The sequence below is a fragment of the Shewanella sp. 2_MG-2023 genome (assembly GCF_030548905.1).
Classification (GTDB): Bacteria; Pseudomonadota; Gammaproteobacteria; order Enterobacterales; family Shewanellaceae; genus Shewanella; species Shewanella electrodiphila.
In genome coordinates, this window is record NZ_JAUOSO010000001.1 from 293,590 (window position 1) to 314,250 (window position 20,661).

The following is a 20,661-nucleotide window of genomic DNA, read 5'->3' on the forward strand; positions in this document are numbered from 1 at the left end:
AAGGCTGACATTGTATTAGTCTTCGCCGTAACCTAGACTGCGCAGCGCTCTTTCGTCATCTGCCCAACCTGATTTCACTTTCACCCACACTTCTAAGAAAACTTTATTATCAAATAAGGTCTCCATATCAAGGCGTGCTTGGGTAGCAATGGTTCTAATACGCTCACCTTTGTTACCAATGACCATGCGTTTTTGGCCTGTACGCTCTACCAAAATCAAAGCATTAATTTGATAAACGCCATTGTCCATCATTTTAAACTGCTCAATCTCGACAGTGGCATCATAAGGTAGTTCATCACCTAAGAAGCGCATCAGCTTTTCACGCACAATTTCAGATGCCATAAAGCGCTGAGAACGATCAGTCACATAATCTTCAGGGAAATAAAACTGCCCTTCAGGTAAAGACTCTTGCGCTAAATCTAAAATACGTTGCACGTTCGTGCCTTTAGTGGCTGAAATCGGCAAAATCTCATCAAAAGCAAACTTTTCAGAGAGCTCTGCAAGATAAGGAAATAAGGCTTCTTTATCTTTAATGTTATCGACTTTATTAATGGCTAAAACAGTTTTACGCTTACCACTACCTTGTTGCAGCTTATTAAGCACCATTTCATCATCTTCAGTCCATGTCATACCATCAACAACAAACACAACCATAGACACATCAGCTAATGAACTGGCAGCAGCACGGTTCATCAAACGGTTAATAGCGCGTTTTTCGTCAATATGAAGACCTGGCGTATCAATAAAGATGATTTGTTTTGCTTCATCTGTATGAATACCCATAATACGGTGACGTGTGGTTTGCGGCTTTTTAGAAGTAATACTCACTTTCTGACCAAGTAACTTGTTCAGTAAAGTTGATTTACCCACATTTGGGCGACCTACAATGGCAACCATGCCACAAAAAGTCACTTCATATTTCGCTTCAGCAGCGGGTGCGGCACCATTCATCCTTGCCAATAATTCATCCAAGCTTGGCTCTGCTGGCGAGCTTTCTGGCAAGTCTGTTTTTTTGGTCATTTATTAATTAGCTCCAATACCTGAGCCGCAGCTAGCTGCTCAGCTTTTCTTCTAGAAGTACTGACACCTGTCACTACTTTATCTATTTCTGATATTCGACATTCAACCGTGAATGTTTGATTGTGCGCATCACCCTTAACATCTACAACAAGATATTCTGGTAATGGCTTTTTATAACCCTGTAAATATTCCTGAAGGATCGTTTTCGGATCCTTTTGGTTAATACCTGGTTTGATTTCAGCTAAGCGTTGCTTATACCAGGTCAACAATAGACCACGGCATGTTTCTATATCGGCATCAAGATAAATAGCACCGATGATAGCTTCAACAGCATCAGCGAGTATCGACTCGCGTCTAAAACCGCCACTTTTAAGTTCGCCTGGGCCTAAATAAAGGTAATCACCTAATTTAAACTCTTTCGCGATAACGGTAAGGGTTTCACCCTTTACTAATGTAGAGCGCATTCTACTCAAGTCACCTTCAGTGACTTTTGGAAACTGGTGATATAACGCATCTGAAATGATAATTGATAAAATCGAATCACCTAAAAACTCAAGACGTTCGTTATGCTTTGAAGCGGCACTTCGATGGGTTAACGCCTGAGTTAGCAGATCTACATTGGTAAACTCATAACCAAGTGTTCTACATAAACGTGGTAAGTTCTTAATTGGTTCCATTACTTAATTGCACCTACTCTGTCAAAACGCACACCCGTCGGCACCCAAGTTGGTAACCAGCTGCTTGCTGGTCGCTCAAACTCAAAACTAATCCAAATAGCGACTGCTTTACCAACTAGATTCGCTTCAGGTACAAAGCCCCAAAAACGACTGTCTGTACTATTATCGCGGTTATCACCTATGGCAAAATACTCACCTTCAGGAACAATAAACTCACCCACAGCTGTGCCAGCTTGCTCATAAAAATGATTACTAAAATCTGGTCGAGATGGGTTAATCAAAATGTCATGTTCAATATCACCAAGTTGCTCAGTGTAACGAGATAATGGGATACCTTCTTGAGAAAACTCACCACGATTAACGCTGCTTAATTTCACTGCTTTCGCTGGCGGGCAATTTGCACCATCGTCACATTTTGGTTCAATCAAAAACTGCTTATTTTGATAAACAATTCGGTCACCAGGTAAACCAATAACTCTTTTAATATAGTCTATTTGTGGGTTTTCTGGGTACTTGAATACGAACACATCACCGCGCTCAGGCTCACCCGTTTCAACTAATTTACTGCGCCATACTGGATCACGTAAACCATAGCTAAACTTCTCAACTAAAATAAAGTCACCCACGAGTAAAGTCGGCTTCATCGAACCTGATGGAATTTGAAATGGTTCATAAATAAACGAACGTAAAATCAACACAAAAGCAATGACAGGGAAAATAGAATGAGCAAATTCAACAACCGTTGATTCACGTATAATACTCTCTTTTGCTTCCTCACTAAGGTCTGCTTGTTTTGCTTCGGCTAAAGCAAGCGCTTCGCGGCGCTTTGGAGCAAAGAAAATAACATCAATTAGCCAAATCAAACCACTGACTAACGTGACGATGACTAAAATAAGAGAAAAATGGGCTGCCATTGGGTATTAAGCTCCTGCCTTTACACTTTTAAATGGGTTCAGTGATTAACACTGCTAAATAATGAGTATCCGACGGATAACATGCAGAATCACTATCTGTTGTGTTACAAAATATACAAAATCACTTCGATTGCAAAATTAACTTTTGCTCATCATCTTTGGTGAAAAATAATAATTATTTTTAGGAATAACAACGCCGCAAACTGCGGCGTTATCTTCACTCTTAATAAAAGCCTCAATCAGGCATATTAATTAAGAGGTTAATCATTAAGCTTCAATACTGCTAAAAACGCTTCTTGTGGTACTTCAACATTACCAACTTGCTTCATGCGCTTTTTACCGTCTTTCTGCTTCTGCAGTAGTTTCTTCTTACGAGAAACATCGCCACCATAACATTTCGCCGTTACGTCTTTACGCATCGCTTTAATGTTTGAACGGGCAATAATCTGACTACCAACAGCCGCTTGAATCGCAATATCAAACATCTGTCTTGGGATAAGTTCTTTCATCTTATCAACAAGTGCTAGACCACGGTGACGAATGTTTGAACGGTGAATAACCATTGCTAATGCATCGACGCGATCGCCATTAATCATGATATCTAAGCGCACCATGTCAGCTGGCTCGAAACGAATAAAGTTATATTCGAGTGAAGCGTAACCACGGCTGGTTGATTTTAGGCGATCGAAGAAATCCATAACCACTTCTGCCATAGGCAGTTCGTAAGTCACAGATACTTGATTACCGTGATAAACCATATTGGTTTGAACACCACGCTTTTCAACACATAAAGTAATCACATTACCTAGGTATTCTTTTGGCACCAACATATTCGCTTCAACGATAGGTTCGCGAATTTCTTCAATATTATTAATTGCCGGTAAATCTGATGGATTATCAACATACAGCACTTCGCCACGAGTCATTTCAACTTCGTAAACTACTGTTGGTGCTGTGGTAATCAAATCAAGATTATATTCACGCTCTAAACGCTCTTGAATGATCTCCATGTGCAATAAGCCAAGGTAACCAATACGGAAACCAAAACCTAATGCTGAAGAAGATTCAGGTTCGAAGAATAATGACGCATCATTCAAACTTAGTTTATTCAAGGCATCACGGAAGCTTTCAAACTCATCGGTTGAAATTGGGAATACACCCGCGTAAACCTGTGGAGTGACCTTTTTAAAACCAGGAAGTGGCTCTTCTGCGCCATTTTTGGCGTGAGTTAACGTATCACCAACCGGTGCACCATGAATCTCTTTAATACCAGAGATAACAAAGCCAACTTCACCTGCTTTTAATTCAGGTGTATCAGTTTGTTTAGGTGTAAAGATACCTACGCGGTCAGCATTATAATTCTGACCTGTCGACATCACTTTAAATTTGTCACCTTTCTTCAGTACACCATGCTTAATACGTACTAAAGAAACTACACCTAAATAGCTGTCAAACCATGAATCAATAATCAAAGCTTGCAGCGGCGCATCAATATCGCCTTCAGGTGGTGGAATGTCAGAAACAATCGTTTCTAAAACATCTTTGATACCAATACCCGTTTTCGCCGAACAACGAACCGCGTCCATGGCATCAATACCAACAATGTCTTCGATTTCAGCAGCAACGCGATCAGGATCAGCTTGTGGTAAATCAATCTTGTTTAAGATTGGTACCACATCCAGGTCCATTTCAAGGGCGGTATAACAGTTAGCCAGTGTTTGTGCTTCAACGCCTTGACCAGCATCAACAACTAACAATGCACCTTCACAAGCGGCTAATGAACGTGATACCTCATATGAGAAATCAACATGGCCCGGAGTATCAATGAAGTTCAATTGATAGGTTTCGCCATCATCAGCTTTATAATCGAGCGTAACGCTCTGTGCTTTAATGGTAATACCGCGCTCACGCTCGATATCCATAGAATCAAGTACTTGAGCGGCCATTTCACGGTCTGATAAACCACCACAAAATTGGATAAGGCGATCTGACAATGTTGATTTGCCGTGATCGATATGAGCAATAACTGAGAAGTTTCTAATGTGTTTCATTTGGATGAAATGACTACTACTAAAATGATGGAAATAATGGTGCCAAATTGTACCTGAATAAGGGGTTAATACCAATCAGAATCAATAGGCCAACAGAAATCAGTGTAAAAATAGACAGTTTAAGCGGCAAACTTTAATGTTTTTACAAAGAATTTAGACATTTTTAACCGCGATGTAAACTCACTGCTTGCCCTAAATAAGCGGTTATTACTGGAGTAGAAGACTTTTCTAACTTTGCTGCTTGCTGTTTGCCAGCAAACCAAGCGCTCACTCCGCCCAATGCAGCGAACAACATTGAACTATAATCAGCATTAACATTGAGTAAATCACCAAGCCACAAACCCATTGCCGCGCCCATAAACAAACCGAACAGCGGCACAATATAAACAAGCATAGCCGCTTTTATAATAACGCTCTCCGGTAAAGCTAATTTGAGTAAATCACCCACTTCGCAAGGTTTTTCGCTCATCAATGAAAACCGCTGCCGCTTGACTGAAAACGCTTTTGCTACCGTCGAAGTGCCGCAGTTCTCACTGCTAGAACAATGATTACAAGCACTTTTCAATTCAATTTCTACGGTTACCCAACCATCAGGATCATAAGCTGTGACAGTTGCCACCTCTTCCAGCATCGATTTTGACAATGCGGGTTGCGGCGGCGTTGAAGGAGTTTGAGTTGAAGGCGTATCTGACATGCTAGATAGTTACTTCAAAATGAGACTTTTAGCAATACGATTTAGAGTTTCTGCTGGTACTTTACCCACAGCGACCACTTCAACGTTCCCAACTTGCTCAACGACCATAGATAAGCCATTGCGGGTAATAAGTTCATCTGGCATTGGGCTGTCACCCATGCGCGCAACATAAACCGAAATATTCACTAAACCGTCGCTTAAAGCAATATATTCAACTGATTCATCACTGCCAATTAAACGATGGTGATCTTTTACCACCATATGAAAACCTGCAGGTAACCAACTGAACTCCCAGTTCTGGCCTTTAATGCGCTCAGCAGGATTCATTACTGGCGGTAAACCTTGTTTTTCCGCTTCGATTAAAATTTTCGCAGGTTCGTTAAGTTCAAGTAACTCAATGACCATCATTTGTTCGAGCAATTGTTTTTCTTGATTCACCATGTCATATCGAAGTGGTAAACGTGTGTCCATATCAATCCACACTTGCGACATAAAGCGATTATCATCTACGGGAATAATACGGATCATCTGACCTGGACGGCCAGCGATTCTGCTGCGACCACCTAAGACAAACTGATAACCTTGCTCTAAAGAGCTAACATCAGTTGCAAAAATAGTTGGCCAAACACCTTGAATACGAGGAGCATTTATACTGTAAGCGGGTTGGTCGTGCTCAATAAAAGTGACAGTATCAGCAACTCTTACTGCATTTTTAGGTGGACCATTGAGGTATTCTAAAAAGGCAACTTCTTTATCATTCACCGTACCATGAAGATAAACTAATGGACGAATATGGTCTGCTTGAAGCTGAATTATAGAGGATTTGTACTGTTTGGTTTGTAGCGCTTGGCTCATACTTTCAAGCCAAGCTTTTGCAGACATTTCTTCTTCAGCAATACTTTCAGTATTGCTATTGGCAAATGTAGGAAATGCCAATACAACAAGGGCTAACAGGATTAGACGCAAGCTAACTCCAAATTATTTATTAACGTTTTGTTCAATAGCGTCATTGTGCTGCACAACGACACCTGAATTCAACCTTTGTTGTAGCATATGGTCTTGAATATAAGAATTAATTCTACGACGTTGCTCAACAACATTGTCATTACTAACACTAGATTGATTCTGCACTGCGCCAGTTTGTAAACTCACAGGAGAAGCGGTACCCACTAATGGACGCGTGTTTAACACAGGTAATGGTGAATCAGCGTTTTGGTCTTGACCGTAATTTTGTACACCGACAATAGCAACCATAGCGACAGTAGCAGCAATTGCATATTGGCCAAATTGCTTAAAGAAAGGCACAACATTGTCTTTCTTAGTCTCAGTAGTAGCCACTTTGGCATCATGAGTTGACGTAGTTTCAGTTTGAGGCGCGATAATCGCAGGTTCTAACTCAATTGCTGCTGCAATGTTTGCAGTAAGATCTAAATCAATTGTCTGCGGTAACTCACCACGCATAGCATCACCAATCATATGATAGTTTTGCCACTGTTTGTGTGAGTTTTCGTCTGCTGACAGTTCCGCTAATGTTTTAGCATCTACTTCGCCGTCAACTGCTGATGAAACCCATTCTTGACCTGATTTAAGCATTTTTCACCTGTGTCAATAAAGACTATTACTGTTCCAGCAAAGGCTGGAGTTTTTTATCGATTGATTCCCTGGCTCGGAAGATTCTTGATCTTACCGTTCCAACAGGACAATCCATGATATTGGCAATATCTTCGTAACTCATACCATCAAGTTCACGAAGTGATATTGCAATCTTCAATTCTTCTGGCAACGTTTCTAAGGTTTCAAAAATCACCTTATTAATTTCATCCGACAAAACTAAACGTTCTGGAGATGCAAATTCTTTTAACGCATCACTGCCTTCGTAATATTCAGCTTCTTCTGCATCAACACTGTTAGCCGGTGTTTTTCTGCTCTGAGAAACCAAATGGTTTTTTGCAGTGTTTACTGCAATTCGGTACAACCAAGTGTAAAACGCACTTTCACCACGAAAATTAGGTAATGCACGATAAGCTTTAATAAAGGCTTCTTGTGCCACATCGGCGATGTCAGCTTGATTTCGAATATAACGTGATATCAAGCTCATTACTTTATTTTGGTACTTCTGAACTAACAGATTAAATGCGTTTTTGTCACCGCGTTGTACACGCTCAACTAACTGTTGATCACTTATTTGTCCACTCATCCGAGCCGACTACTCCTAAATCTATAATACTGATTTCTCAGTCGCTCGAATCATATTCACAATAAAGTAGACTCGCATGCTTTGAAAAAGTTCGATATTGAATGAAAAAAATTTAATTTTTTATAAAAAATGGTTAAATATCGCTTAATAGTAATGTCTCAGTACCCAATAAAGCGGTTTTGTTTTACCATTATAGAACCATATTAAGTCACCCATGATACCTTATGAAACAAGCAGTTGAACACCAATCTGATATTTTGGTTATAGGTAGTGGCGCAGCCGGGTTAACGCTGGCACTCCATCTAGCTGAAAAGTCTAAAGTTATTCTTCTTTCTAAAGGGCCGTTAGCTGAAGGCTCAACCTACTATGCCCAAGGCGGAATCGCTTCTGTATTTGATGAATCGGATACAATTGAGTCCCATGTAAGCGACACCTTGATTGCTGGTGCGGGCCTTTGTGACAAAGAAGTGGTGACTTATACTGCCGAAAATGCCAAAGCTTCAATGAAATGGCTAATTCAATGTGGTGTCGCTTTTGATAAGGAAGAAACTCCTGACGGCGATCAAAGCACAGCGCCTTATCATCTTACGCGCGAAGGCGGACATAGCCATCGTCGAATTTTGCATTCTGCTGATGCCACAGGCAAAGCGGTGCAAACGACTTTACAAGATCAAGCATTAGCGCATCCAAACATCCAAGTCTTAGAGCGTTATAATGCTATTGACCTTATTACGACTCGTAAATTAAACCGACCCGGTAACCGCGTTGTCGGTGCCTACGTTTGGAATCGAGACGCTGAGCATGTAGAAACTGTCACAGCAAAGTTTGTTGCAATCGCTACAGGCGGTAGTTCAAAAGTTTATCAGTATACTTCTAACCCTGATATTGCCAGCGGCGATGGTATTGCTATGGCTTGGCGCGCGGGTTGTCGTGTTGCCAATATGGAATTTAATCAATTTCATCCAACTTGTTTATACCATGCAGATGCGCGTAATTACTTATTAACTGAAGCATTACGCGGCGAAGGAGCATACCTTAAACGTCCCGATGGTAGTCGGTTTATGCCAGAGTTTGACGAGAGAGCCGAGCTTGCGCCTCGTGATATCGTCGCACGCGCCATCGATTATGAAATGAAGCGCTTAGGTGCTGATTGTTTATATCTTGATATCAGCCATAAACCTGCAGATTTCGTGATAAAGCACTTCCCTACTATTCATAAACGCTGTTTAGAATTTGGCATAGATATCACTACAGACCCAATTCCAGTGGTGCCTGCTGCGCATTATACTTGTGGTGGGATCATGACTGACTTACATGGTCAAACTGACATTAATGGCTTATACGCCATTGGCGAAGTGGCTTATACAGGTCTTCATGGTGCAAACCGTCTAGCAAGTAATTCATTATTGGAATGCCTCGTCTTTGCACGCGCGGCTGCACATGACATAGAAAGCTTATTAACAAAAATCCCAACGCCAGGCCCTGTCCCTCATTGGGATGAAAGTAAAGTGAGCAACTCAGATGAAGAAGTCGTCATTGCCCATAACTGGCACGAACTGAGATTATTCATGTGGGATTATGTCGGTATTGTAAGAACCGACAAACGCTTAGAGCGTGCTTTACGTCGCTGCGCTATGTTGCAACAAGAGATCCAAGAGTATTACAGCAACTTCCGAGTCAGTAATAACTTACTGGAATTAAGGAACTTGGTTCAAGTGGCTGAATTAATTATTCGCTGCGCAATGGAGCGAAAGGAAAGTCGAGGGTTGCACTATAATGCTGATTATCCGGAACAATTAGAAAACCCACAGCCGACCATCTTACAACCTGAAAGATAACGAATGATAAAGACGATTGAGATAGCTCCTGAGAAATGTCAGGAGCTATGATTTGATCATTGCGCTAGCAATATTAATTGTCTTGATTTCGTTTAAGTTTGTTTAAGTGCCGACAAAGTTGTCGGTAATCTTTATCCGTGAGCATGTCGCTCCACACTATCAACAATTGCCTTTTCTTCTTTTTTGAACTTGATGATTCAAACTCAATAAATATCACACAAGCAAACACTGTCACGATAGCTGAGCGCCAAACGACAAAAGCATCATGATCAAGTGTTCCATCTCCCGTTTCAGAAAGGTATAAATCACAACGTTGCCGCCTAAGCTGGTTTATATGCCAAATGAAGAAGGCTGTGACCGCTAACAAGGTTAAACCACGCAATATACTCAAACCAACAAAGTGGCTTACAGGCCACAACAGAAAACTGGTTAAGCAAACACAAATGAGGACAATATGAGAGAGGAACTGGTTAAAAGAGGCGCTTAAAGTTACATGCACAGGTTAAGCGCCATTTCTTACTTGATACAGCATTAATAAGATAGGCAAAATAGAGATTCTATTTTTATTGACACAGTTAAGGCTGAGGACGGCCACGTACTGTAATTACCATTTCAGCCATCGCGTTATTAGGGCACACTTCATGGCCCATAAACCATGCAAATAGCTCTGGGTCTTCACAAGCGAGTAGATCAATAAAGGTTTGTTTATCAATATCAGAAAGCGCTTCGTAATGTGCATCTACAAAAGGCTGAAACAGGACATCTAACTCGAGCATCCCTCTACGACATGCCCAGCGAACTCTAGCAATATTCATTAATTCCAACGCACTTCTCCTAACATCTTCTGAGGATATTTTATCTTTGATGTGAACTACGGTGTTCAACATCTTGTACCTGTGGATCAACACCTGCGAACAAATCAGTAAAATCAGTTTCTAATAACCGCTTAACTGCCGGGTGTTGGATCATCCGTTCGGCAAACATAACGTGATATTCTTCTTTAATATCGTCTGTTTCACCAATTAAAACCATACCTTGTGAGAGTATATCATGACGATAAATTGATGGAGCAACAAATATACCACGCTTAAACAGTCCAAACGCTTTCATCATCGCTGCATCGTCAAACTCACCTAATATGCTTACATCGAGATTTTTTTCCGCAAACCATCTATGTAGCTGCTGCCCAAGAGATGTCCGCTTACCTGGGATTAATAGCTTTTCTTGTTCTAAGCATGCAGGGAAATCTAATGAGGGTTTTGAAGCAGCAAAAAAACTAATACCACACTCACCGAGCTTCTTAGATAAAATCTCAGGATATTTAAGTGATTCACCTGCTGAGTCAGACAAAATCATATCTAATTTGTGTTCACGTAAGCGCTGAATCAAGTTTTCATGGGTAGATTCATAACAACTCAAATGCATCGAGCCATCATTAGGGATCACTGTTAACAGCACACGGCTAGCTAAAGCTTTAGACAAAGCTGCAGCAAACCCAACTTCAAATAATATTGATTCATCTTTATGATAAGCCAATAAATCTAGCATCTCATAGCTGAGGCTAAACATTTTATCAGCATAGCGAAAAATTAATTCGCCTAATTCGGTGGGTTCTAATGAACGGCCTACGCGATTGAATAAACTGCCATTTAGGCGTTCTTCTAAAGCGCGAATTTGACCTGTAATCGTTTGCGGAGCGAGACATAAAGCTTCGGCGGCCTTAGCCACCGAACCTTTTTTTCTAACCATCCAAAAATAATATAGATGGTTATAATTTAAATGTTGCATGCATATAAACCAGCTAAGAAAGATGGTTTATTTTAATCGCTGACAGTCCAACAAGCTATCAATTAATATCGACAACTCGCTTAAGTTGTTAACGTTTTTAGCAGCAGTTTGTTCCTGAATAGCTAAAACGATATCATCTTTATGCGGTTTTCTGTCAGCACAAAAACTGCGGTTAGCCTCTTGATAACGCTTACCAGCTCGATACTTAAGTGCACGAGACTCATATCCATCATCAGCTTCTAAACGACTACCTGACGCATCAGTGTGATACATCAAAGCACCATCAACAACGCCATCTAAATAGCTTTTACATTCGTTTGATTCAACGCTTGTTTGACATACGTTAAACGAAGTAGCTTGGGCTGGCATGGTAACCACGCCCATTGCTAGAGCTAACATCAACAGTTTTATTTTCATTATTTGCACCAGCCCTATTTTGCTTTAGCTTTAGGAAGCACTTTATCAAGCCATACATAACCAATAACAGCAGCTAGCATAGATCCCATTAGAATACCTAAACGGGCAAAGTCACCAAAATGCTCAGGGGCTGATTCGAATGCAAGTGAAGAAATAAACACTGACATTGTGAAACCAATACCACACATGATAGAGACTGGAATAATTTGATTCCAAGTAATACCAGGTGGTAGTTCAGCCCATTTTAGTTTTACAGCAGTATAACTGAACAATAATACACCTACTGGCTTACCAAGCAGCAGACCTAGGATAATACCGATAGTTACAGGCTCAGCCAATGAAGTGATGCTCATTCCTGATAGCGATAATCCAGCATTAGCAAATGCGAACACAGGTAAAATGAAGAATGTGCTCCATGGGTGTAAGCTATGCTCTAAGTGTTCAGATGGTGAAGACCCATCTTTAGCACGTAAAGGAATACAGAAAGCAATAATCACACCTGCTAATGTCGCATGCACACCAGATTTAAGAACAGCAACCCATAGAATCACACCTAATAAACCGTATGGGATTAATGAACTAACGCCCTTACGATTCAATGCAACCATCAATGAAATTGAAATTGCTGCAACGATTAAGCTCGTCATTGATAAATCAGCACTGTAGAACAGAGCGATAATCACGATCACACCTAAATCGTCCATAATAGCTAACGCTAATAAGAACACTTTCAGTGCAACAGGAACACGGCTGCCTAATAAAGCCATAATACCTAGAGCAAATGCAATATCAGTCGCAGCAGGAATTGCCCAACCAACTTGCGTCACAGGATCTGAATAGTTGAATGCCAGATAGAATAAAGCAGGGAATACCATGCCGCCGATAGCAGCAAAAGTAGGTAAAGATGCTTTGGCAACACTTGAAAGTGCACCTTCTAATAGTTCACGCTTTACTTCTAAACCAATAAGTAAGAAGAATAGAGCCATTAGTCCGTCGTTAATCCATAATAATAATGGCTTATCAATATCTAATGAACCCACACGCACTTGGACTTCTGTATCAAGGAAACCACTGTATAAACCCGCTAATGGCGAATTTGCCATTATCATAGCCAGTGCTACAGAGATCATTAAAATGATACCCCCTGCAGATTCTTGACTTAAGAAATTCTTAATTGCACGTTCCATATATAACTCCATAAAAAACAATTATTATCAGTCTATCGGATTTTTTCAAACAATCATAATCGTTAGTTTCGCTCTTATAGCTCGGTTTTTCCGATGTGTTAATCAACTTTTACAGCACCAAGTCACAACATGAAAGCCAATTGAGACTCAGATCTACGTTTGAGCGGAAGTTTGCACACAAAACAGAAATAAGCGCATATTTATTTAACTGAGCAATAATCGTGCGCTTGACGAAATTAAATACAATTAACTGAATTAGTAACTAATAAAATAACAATACGCTAGTTTAGTTTTTACACAAGAATATTAGACTAGTGCAATATAGCTTGTGGTTTTAGCCACATTTAATACTAACTAAAACTGATTGCATAACTATTAAAATATTTTAAGAAAACGATCATCTTTTAGCTGAGAGCTAAGGCTTGTTATTTTTCACTTAGGTTACTTTGTTGGGAAAAGCCATCTTTCACGCGATACATTTAGGCATCAAATGTAGATGACTTATTTTTTGTTGACATAGAAGCACAAGTTAAGTGCTACTTGGTCAGTATTAGCACTAATGATTTTAAATGAATGAACCCATTTAAAATGAGTTCATCAGTCTTAGATATTTAATTTTTGGCTATGGAAGCATTTCGCTAACTATACTGAGAAGGGATATTTTATCGCTTCATGGTGTTGATAGCCCACCACTTCAAAATCATCCATTGTTACCCAAGTTTCAAGATCTTTCAGGGTTTTAATCTTAGGATTAATCTTAAGTTGTGGTGACGGGAAAGGTTCACGCGTCAATTGCTCATTTTTCATTAAGTCTAATTGGTCTTCATAGATATGAGCATTGATAATTTTGTGATAAGCCATTCCAGGCTTATTGCCAGTAATCTGCGCCATCAACGCAAGGAAGGTATAAACTTGAATTTGATTAAAGTTGAGTCCAAGCGGCACATCACAAGAACGCTGGTAGCTGGTTAAATAAAGCGTGTCGCCTAATAATGAAAAGGTGTGAGTGTGCATGCATGGACGCAAACAGCCCATATCAAATTCACCAGGGTTATAGAATGTGATAATTTCACCACGGTCATCCACACCTTTAGATAAGTTATCAACGATTTTAGCTAGTTGATCAACAGTACCACCAGAGGTTTTCTGCCAGCGACGGCCTTGAACGCCATACACACGACCCATATCGTCTTCCCCTTTACGATGTGGGTTAGCTAGCCAACTCTGATTATCATTCGAATTCATGTCCCAAGTTTTGGTTCCTAAAGCACGAAAATCAGCGGCACTATCATAACCTCTTATATAGCCAATTAGCTCTGCAATTGCAGACTTCCAATAACTTTTTCGAGTTGTAATAATAGGAAATTGGTTATTCTTGACGTCATATTGCAAATCAGCATTAATCACGGTTAAACAGCGCTTTCCTGTTCGTTCGTTTTCAATCCAATGACCGTTATCGACGATGTTCTGACAAAGATCTAAATACTGACGCATTCTTCATTCCTATTATTATAAGGTTTAACCCACCAACAAATGTCAAAAGTGACGTTCACATAGGGACTGTCGGCAAAAAACAATGATACCAATAAATCTACACCGATAAAGCCATTTTTATTCCAACAATCATCAAAAGCCCGGCAAAAACTCGCTTTAAAATTGGTGTAGGCCAAGTACTTGCAGCTTTAACACCCAATGGCGCGATTAACATTGAACTGATAATAATCCCTGCCAATGCGGGAAGATAAATAAAGCCAAATGTCCCTTCAGGCAAATCAGTAACCTTCATACCGGCGATGATGTAGCCTGTTGTACCTGATATTGCTATCAAACAACCTGTCACAGATGAAAATCCAACCGCTTGCCGCATTTGCAAACCACAAAAAGTTAAAAAAGGTACCAGTAAAACACCGCCACCAATTCCCATTAACCCAGCAATGATGGCTATTAATGTGGAAACTAAAAATAGCACCACAAACTTCGGTGTTTGTTTATTCGCTTTAGGTTTAAAGGGAAATGCCATTTGTATTGCCATTAACACTACAAACACGGCAAAAGCACGTTGCAGATCATCAGAAGCAATTTGTTCAGAGATAAAACCTGAAGCTAGTGCGCCAATTAATATACCTGGCAACATAGGTTTAAACAGCGTCCAAGGCACATTGCCTCTTTTATTATGCGCAACAGCAGAAGAAAGCGAGGTTAAAATGATCGAAGCGAGTGAAGTCGCAATAGCTACATGGGTGAGTTGGCTTGATTCAACACCGACCCATGGCAAGAGATATATAAGTGCTGGGACAATAATTAAGCCGCCACCGATCCCCAGTAACCCAGCCATAAAACCTACGAAGCCGCCAAGTACTAGGCATATAGAAAAAACCAATAAAATATTGTCCACAGTAAAACCTTATCCGTGTAAAAGCAGAACTTAATGCAAGATTGATATTAAATCGTGTTCATTAAGGTATTCGTTGAGTAAGAGGCGTACCTGTTCTCCATTAGATAAAGTCAGTGCTTTATCTAATAAAAGTTCAAGAGACTGCTTATCAATTCGTCTTAGTAAGTAGTTGATCCTTGCGATACTGCCTTGGTTCATACTCAACTTTTGGTATCCCATTGCAACTAATAGCAAAGCGCCCATGGGCTCTCCAGCTAACTCGCCACAAATACTGGCATCTAAACGATAGCGATTACAATCGGTAATCGTCCATTTTAACGCTCTTAATACCCCAGGATGAAAACTATCAAACAAAGGGCTAACACTGGGATTATTTCTATCTACTGCAAGTAAATATTGGGTTAAATCATTACTGCCCACAGACACAAAATCGACACGCTTGGCAACATCTTCTAATTGGAATAATAATGAAGGGACTTCTAACATGACGCCGATTTTAGGCTTAGGAATACTTCTATTTAATTCTTCAGTAATCTCACTAAAAGCCTGCTCTAGATACAGTAAAGTACGATCAATTTCATCTAGATTACTGACCATTGGCAGTAAGATTTGCAACTGTGCAGAATCTGCATTAGCGGTTAGCATTGCGCGCAATTGCATTAAAAACAATTCTGGGTGATCTAAAGATAATCGAATGCCGCGCCAACCCAAAAATGGATTATCTTCGTTAATCGGGAAATAAGGTAACGGTTTATCGCCGCCAACATCAAGAGTACGCATGACGACAGGTCTATCGCGAGCAGCTGACAAAACCTGTTTATAGACATGCACCTGTTCTACTTCACTTGGAAAGCGCTGATGCAACATAAAAGGAATTTCAGTACGGTACAGCCCAATGCCATCAGCCCCTTCTGCCATATCAGTACTCAAGCCACTTAATAAACCTGCATTGAGATACAACTGTATACGATGACCATCGAGTGTTTGTGCTGGTAAAGATAACTCAGCAGAGAACTGACGTTGCTGCGCCTGGTTTTCTGAAATGAGCGTGTAATACTCGTGAAGCACTGCATCTGATGGATCGACCAACAGCTGGCCACTGTTGGCATTTAAAACGAGTTTTTTATCATCAATGTTAGCAGCTAGTACTTGATCAGCACCCACAATTGCGGGAACACCCAAAGCGCGAGCAAGAATTGCTGCATGGGCGTTCACGCCGCCAAGTTCGGTCACAATACCTGCGAGTTTTCCACGCGGAAACTCAGCCAATAACGTGGCATCGACTTCTTTAGCGACTAAAATAACGGGTTTTGCAGGGGCTAGGTCTAATTTATCAGGCTCAATAAGTTGGCGAAGTACCTTTTGGCCTAATTCACGGATATCACTGGCTCTTTCCTTAAGGTAAGGATCTTCCATTGCCATGAATTGCTCAATATAACGCATTGACACACGGCTTACTGCAGACTCTGCTTGCCAGCCTTGTTCTACTTCACGTAAGTATTCGCCACCTAAACTTGCTTCATTGAGTAGTAGTTGCAAAGCTGAAAATATCGAAGCGATATCGTCTACTTTTTCGCGATCAAAACGTTGAGACAATGTGCTAATAATGTCACTACAGCGCTGCATCGCGGTCTTTAATCTTTGTAACTCTTTTTCAGTATCAGAAGATTTACGCTCATCTTGAACTAGCGAGATTTCGCCACCTAAAACAAACGCATCTGCGATTGCAATGCCCTTAGATGCGCTTGTGCCTTTAAACACAACTTGCTGCTGAACGTTACTGATAGCCGCTTTATTTTTTAAGCTGCGCACCACAACGGCTAGTTGCGCGGCAAGTGTCATTAAAAAAGCTTCTTCATTTTCACTAAATTGTCTTGGCTGTGGCTGTTGCACCACGATAACCCCGACGACTTGCTTTTGAAAAATGATCGGCACAGCAAGAAAAGCACGATACTCTTCTTCTTCAACTTCTGGGAAAAATTTAAAACGATGATGAGACTTTGCATCGGCAAGATTAACTGCTTCTTCCTTTTCAGCAGCTAAGCCAACTAATCCTTCAGATAAAGGCATTTTTACACTATTGATGGCTGCACTAGCAAGTCCATCGGTTGCAGAAAGCACAAGATGTTGTTGCTCAAGAATATAGATTGAGCAGCATTGTGTTTGCATCGCTAACTTAGTTTGCGACACTAACACATTTAATGCTGATTCAAGGCTGCTGGCTCCTGCAACAGCTTGAGTGATATCCCTGAGCGTGTTTAACACTTTCCTTGCCCTCTTTAAACGCTAATTAGCTGCGATGTCGACCTCTTTTTCGGCTAGGCTCACGCCCTTGAAATGCCAATGTGGTGAAAGCAAACTCTTTCATTACTTTACGATAAACATCACGTTTGAAAGAAACTACTTGCCTTACAGGGTACCAATAACTCACCCAACGCCAGTCATCAAACTCAGGATGACCACATGAGTTGAGATTAATACTGTCATCGCTATCTTTGAGCTGTAATAAATACCACTTTTGTTTTTGGCCAATACACACAGGTTTGCTTTCCTGTCTGATCAATCTTTTTGGTAAACGATATCTTAACCATGAACGTGTTGACGTTAAAATTTGCACATTTTCAGGTTTCAGACCCACTTCTTCATACAACTCTCGATACATAGCTTCTTCTGGGCTTTCACCATCATCTACGCCACCTTGAGGAAATTGCCATGAATGTTGTCCAAACCGTCTGGCCCACATAACTTGACCATATTTGTTACAGATAATAATGCCCACATTTGCGCGAAAGCCGTCGCTATCAATCACATGGACTCCAATTACACTACAAATTAATGACTAGATTGTTTCACAAAGCTTGCCTACGGGCAAACAAGGATTTACACCGCGTCTTTGGATAAATCGCTCAGTTTTATTCTTTTATCAACAGATGAAGGCATGTTAACCCGACATTATCCACAAAATCTGTGGATATCTCTGTTCGAAACTCTGAAACAAGTGTAATTGAAGTAAATTAAACGAGGAAAATAAATTAAAAAACCAAAGACAAACGAACAATTTAAACCTTTAATTTCATAAACTTAAACAAGAAGGCATTAGTAAACTATAACTCCACAAAGCAAAAAGAACAATATTTAACCAGTTGACGTGTTTGCCATTTATAGTTTCCATAGCGTTTTAAGTTATACACAAAAAACAAGAACAATATTTTAAAAATAATAAAATAAAGCGATTTTCTGCCATTGACGAACAATTTTATATCCGCTAAGCATGCTTTTAATAAAGTTATTCATCAAATCTGTGGATAACTATGTGTGAAAGGTTAGTGCAAAACGAGAGTAACTTTAGCTTATGGTTAAAAAAACTAACCAATCTCAAAAAAAACTGTTAATTTTCATATTATTATTAAAATCGTTCTTAGTGAATAACTCTCACTAAACAGTGTGAGCGTTTTTTAACCACATACAAATGCTGCGAATAAATAGATAAACAAGTACACTTCATCATCCATTATTTTCAATCTAAAAGACGCTTTATGATGAATAGCCAGCCCAATACCATTGAAGAGTTAATGCAAAGAGCAAACGATATGGCAGGGGTAACGTTAGGCGATGTTGCCATGGAGCATAACACCCCAGTACCCGCTAACCTTAAACGTGATAAGGGTTGGATTGGACAATTAATAGAAATGGAATTAGGCGCAACAGCGGGTTCTAAACCCCAGCAAGACTTTTTACACTTGGGTGTAGAGCTAAAAACCATTCCTATCGATAATAATGGACGCCCCATTGAAACAACTTACGTGACCATAGCCCCACTAACGAATATCCAGGGTCTGACTTGGGAACAAAGTGTTGTTTGTCATAAGTTAAGCCAAGTATTGTGGATCCCTGTAGAAGGTGACAGAAGCATTCCTGTAGGGGAAAGAAGAATTGGTTCACCTGTATTATGGCGACCTAATGCGAATGAAGCACATGCGCTACAGCAAGACTGGGAAGAAATAATGGAATTAATTGCCATGGGTAAAGTTGACAAGGTAACGGCTCGCCATGGAGAGGTATTACAATTGCGTCCAAAAGCTGCCAATAGCAAAGCATTAACAGAATCAATTGCCGAAGATGGCACAGTAAAGCTCTCAAATCCTCGTGGCTTCTATTTAAAGATCAACTTCACCCACCAAATACTAACAAACGCCTTCAACTAAGATCACATAAAGCCAACATAAAAAAAGAAATCAAAACTAATTTAAATACCACTATGACAAGTATGGGAATTTTCTATAAACTAGCCTGTCTTCAAATATCAACGGATTAGATATAAACCAGTGAAAGCACGTCGACAGACGAGAAAACTACTATTTGCAATAGTTGCATGGTGTGCAGCCATGGGCGCATTTGTATTTTTTCGATATTCACAAGCTCCCGAACTGCCACAATGGGCCATAGGAAAATCAGATCTCGCGACTCTGGCTATTTTCATGGGCTTTGTTTTTGGTTGTTTACATTGGATGTCTAATCTCATTGCTGATTTCAGTGCAATCAGTCGCCTCCCCTATATTTTCTCAGTGATATTCAAAGGGTTATTTTTATTGCTTGGTGCAATGACATTAGCTTATGTGACACAGTTTTTGAATATGTGGGCTATTGAGAACCATCTTGTCACTTTACGGCAAATGCTCACTGCGCACATTTTATACAGCCCCTCTTTTCAAGCCTTAGTCATCTACTTAGTGGCTGTTAGAGTAGGCCTAGCATTTGTTGAACAAATGGCGCTGTTAGTCGGCCCTCGCGTATTACTGAATATTGGTTTAGGTAAGTATCACCAACCCCGATACGAACATCGATTATTTCTCTTTGTCGATATGGTTTCATCTACGTCCCATGCAGAAACATTAGGCGATTATCGATTCAGTCGATTAATCCAAGATAGCTTTAGCATGTTAGCGGATACCGTAACCAATAATGATGCTGAGATATATCGCTATATGGGCGATGCAGTATTAATCCATTGGCCACTTGAAGAAGGCATTAAAGAAGATCGCTGTATGAACATTTATTATGAGTTCAGCCAGCAACTTAATTGGCACCGACCTTATTTTGAAGAGCATTACGGCTTTGTCCCTAAGTTCAAAGCTGCGGCCCATTGTGGACAAGTTGTTGCTGCCGTTGTGGGTGTACAAAAACAAGAAATTAGCTTCTTTAGTGACGTGCTTAACACACTTGCTAGACTGCAAGATCAGTGTAATCCGCTCGGTCAACGCATGTTGATTTCAGGTGAAGTTGCTCACCGACTTGCAAGGCATGATAGTCAATTTGATTTAGCCGATCTTGGCGCTATGAAACTCAAAGGCAAACAACACGAGATTGAAGTGTACGGTGTCACACCTAAAAAAGTCCCACCTCCAGCTTAATTCTATGTAAAGAGTTACTTAGCCTATGTAACTCCTCGAACTACAAACCATTTTTCATTTTTACAAATAAAA

The 20,661-nt window shown here is 40.3% G+C and carries 20 protein-coding genes; 3 read left to right on the plus strand and 17 right to left on the minus strand.

The features are described 5' to 3' along the window. Positions 1-15: 15 nt before the first annotated feature. The 8 genes from era to rpoE form a co-directional block, all read right to left on the minus strand. On the minus strand, positions 16-1,020 hold the full coding sequence (gene era, locus Q4600_RS01225) for a GTPase Era (RefSeq protein ID WP_229367768.1): 1,005 nt from the start codon (positions 1,018-1,020) through the stop codon (positions 16-18). Further along, on the minus strand, positions 1,017-1,697 hold the full coding sequence (gene rnc, locus Q4600_RS01230; RefSeq protein WP_102529693.1) for a ribonuclease III: 681 nt from the start codon (positions 1,695-1,697) through the stop codon (positions 1,017-1,019). Before rnc ends, era begins: the two co-directional genes overlap by 4 nt. After that, complete coding sequence (lepB, locus tag Q4600_RS01235; RefSeq protein WP_102529694.1) at positions 1,697-2,611, minus strand: signal peptidase I; 915 nt, start codon at positions 2,609-2,611, stop codon at positions 1,697-1,699. Before lepB ends, rnc begins: the two co-directional genes overlap by 1 nt. A gap of 260 nt (positions 2,612-2,871) precedes the next feature. Beyond that, the gene (gene lepA / locus Q4600_RS01240) at positions 2,872-4,662 is read right to left on the minus strand and encodes a translation elongation factor 4 (RefSeq protein ID WP_102529695.1); all 1,791 of its coding nucleotides are present in this window, start codon (positions 4,660-4,662) and stop codon (positions 2,872-2,874) included. Between the two features lie 163 nt (positions 4,663-4,825). Continuing rightward, positions 4,826-5,293 (minus strand): SoxR reducing system RseC family protein, encoded by a 468-nt coding sequence (locus tag Q4600_RS01245; RefSeq protein WP_303512958.1) that lies wholly within the window; start codon positions 5,291-5,293, stop codon positions 4,826-4,828. 72 nt (positions 5,294-5,365) lie between these two features. Then, positions 5,366-6,322 (minus strand): MucB/RseB C-terminal domain-containing protein, encoded by a 957-nt coding sequence (locus Q4600_RS01250; protein ID WP_102529696.1) that lies wholly within the window; start codon positions 6,320-6,322, stop codon positions 5,366-5,368. Positions 6,323-6,334: 12 nt separating this feature from the next. Then, entirely contained in the window at positions 6,335-6,949 is a 615-nt protein-coding gene (locus tag Q4600_RS01255) for a sigma-E factor negative regulatory protein (RefSeq protein ID WP_102529697.1), read from the minus strand. A 25-nt stretch (positions 6,950-6,974) separates the two neighbouring features. Then, positions 6,975-7,553: an RNA polymerase sigma factor RpoE gene (gene rpoE, locus Q4600_RS01260; protein ID WP_102529698.1), complete on the minus strand. Its 579-nt coding sequence runs from the start codon at positions 7,551-7,553 to the stop codon at positions 6,975-6,977. A gap of 224 nt (positions 7,554-7,777) precedes the next feature. Here rpoE and nadB point away from each other — a divergent pair, with 224 nt between their 5' ends. Further along, on the plus strand, positions 7,778-9,391 hold the full coding sequence (nadB, locus tag Q4600_RS01265; RefSeq protein ID WP_102529699.1) for an L-aspartate oxidase: 1,614 nt from the start codon (positions 7,778-7,780) through the stop codon (positions 9,389-9,391). 73 nt (positions 9,392-9,464) lie between these two features. Here nadB and Q4600_RS01270 read toward each other — a convergent pair whose 3' ends face one another. From Q4600_RS01270 to rppH, 9 genes are all read right to left on the minus strand, one after another. Next, complete coding sequence (locus Q4600_RS01270) at positions 9,465-9,890, minus strand: protein YgfX (protein ID WP_303512473.1); 426 nt, start codon at positions 9,888-9,890, stop codon at positions 9,465-9,467. Between the two features lie 76 nt (positions 9,891-9,966). Then, a complete protein-coding gene (locus tag Q4600_RS01275) occupies positions 9,967-10,215 on the minus strand; it encodes a succinate dehydrogenase assembly factor 2 (RefSeq protein WP_102529701.1) in 249 nt (82 codons plus the stop codon). Positions 10,216-10,246: 31 nt separating this feature from the next. Next, positions 10,247-11,179: a transcriptional activator NhaR gene (nhaR, locus tag Q4600_RS01280; protein ID WP_102529702.1), complete on the minus strand. Its 933-nt coding sequence runs from the start codon at positions 11,177-11,179 to the stop codon at positions 10,247-10,249. 27 nt (positions 11,180-11,206) lie between these two features. Beyond that, positions 11,207-11,596 carry a hypothetical protein gene (locus tag Q4600_RS01285; protein ID WP_102529703.1) on the minus strand — a complete coding sequence of 130 codons (390 nt, stop codon included), beginning with the start codon at positions 11,594-11,596 and terminating at the stop codon, positions 11,207-11,209. 14 nt (positions 11,597-11,610) lie between these two features. Beyond that, the gene (gene nhaA / locus Q4600_RS01290) at positions 11,611-12,783 is read right to left on the minus strand and encodes a Na+/H+ antiporter NhaA (RefSeq protein WP_102529704.1); all 1,173 of its coding nucleotides are present in this window, start codon (positions 12,781-12,783) and stop codon (positions 11,611-11,613) included. A gap of 642 nt (positions 12,784-13,425) precedes the next feature. Continuing rightward, positions 13,426-14,277 carry a thymidylate synthase gene (locus Q4600_RS01295; RefSeq protein WP_102529705.1) on the minus strand — a complete coding sequence of 284 codons (852 nt, stop codon included), beginning with the start codon at positions 14,275-14,277 and terminating at the stop codon, positions 13,426-13,428. 97 nt (positions 14,278-14,374) lie between these two features. Then, entirely contained in the window at positions 14,375-15,178 is an 804-nt protein-coding gene (locus tag Q4600_RS01300; RefSeq protein ID WP_102529706.1) for a sulfite exporter TauE/SafE family protein, read from the minus strand. Between the two features lie 30 nt (positions 15,179-15,208). Beyond that, positions 15,209-17,443 carry a phosphoenolpyruvate--protein phosphotransferase gene (ptsP, locus tag Q4600_RS01305; RefSeq protein WP_102529707.1) on the minus strand — a complete coding sequence of 745 codons (2,235 nt, stop codon included), beginning with the start codon at positions 17,441-17,443 and terminating at the stop codon, positions 15,209-15,211. Positions 17,444-17,468: 25 nt separating this feature from the next. Then, complete coding sequence (gene rppH / locus Q4600_RS01310; protein ID WP_102529708.1) at positions 17,469-17,987, minus strand: RNA pyrophosphohydrolase; 519 nt, start codon at positions 17,985-17,987, stop codon at positions 17,469-17,471. Between the two features lie 727 nt (positions 17,988-18,714). Between rppH and mutH the strand changes: the two genes are divergently transcribed. Both mutH and Q4600_RS01320 read left to right on the plus strand, forming a co-directional pair. Next, the gene (mutH, locus tag Q4600_RS01315) at positions 18,715-19,383 is read left to right on the plus strand and encodes a DNA mismatch repair endonuclease MutH (RefSeq protein WP_303512464.1); all 669 of its coding nucleotides are present in this window, start codon (positions 18,715-18,717) and stop codon (positions 19,381-19,383) included. A 120-nt stretch (positions 19,384-19,503) separates the two neighbouring features. Beyond that, positions 19,504-20,589, plus strand: a complete 1,086-nt coding sequence (locus tag Q4600_RS01320; RefSeq protein WP_102529710.1) for an adenylate/guanylate cyclase domain-containing protein — start codon at positions 19,504-19,506, stop codon at positions 20,587-20,589. The last annotated feature ends 72 nt before the right edge of the window (positions 20,590-20,661 follow it).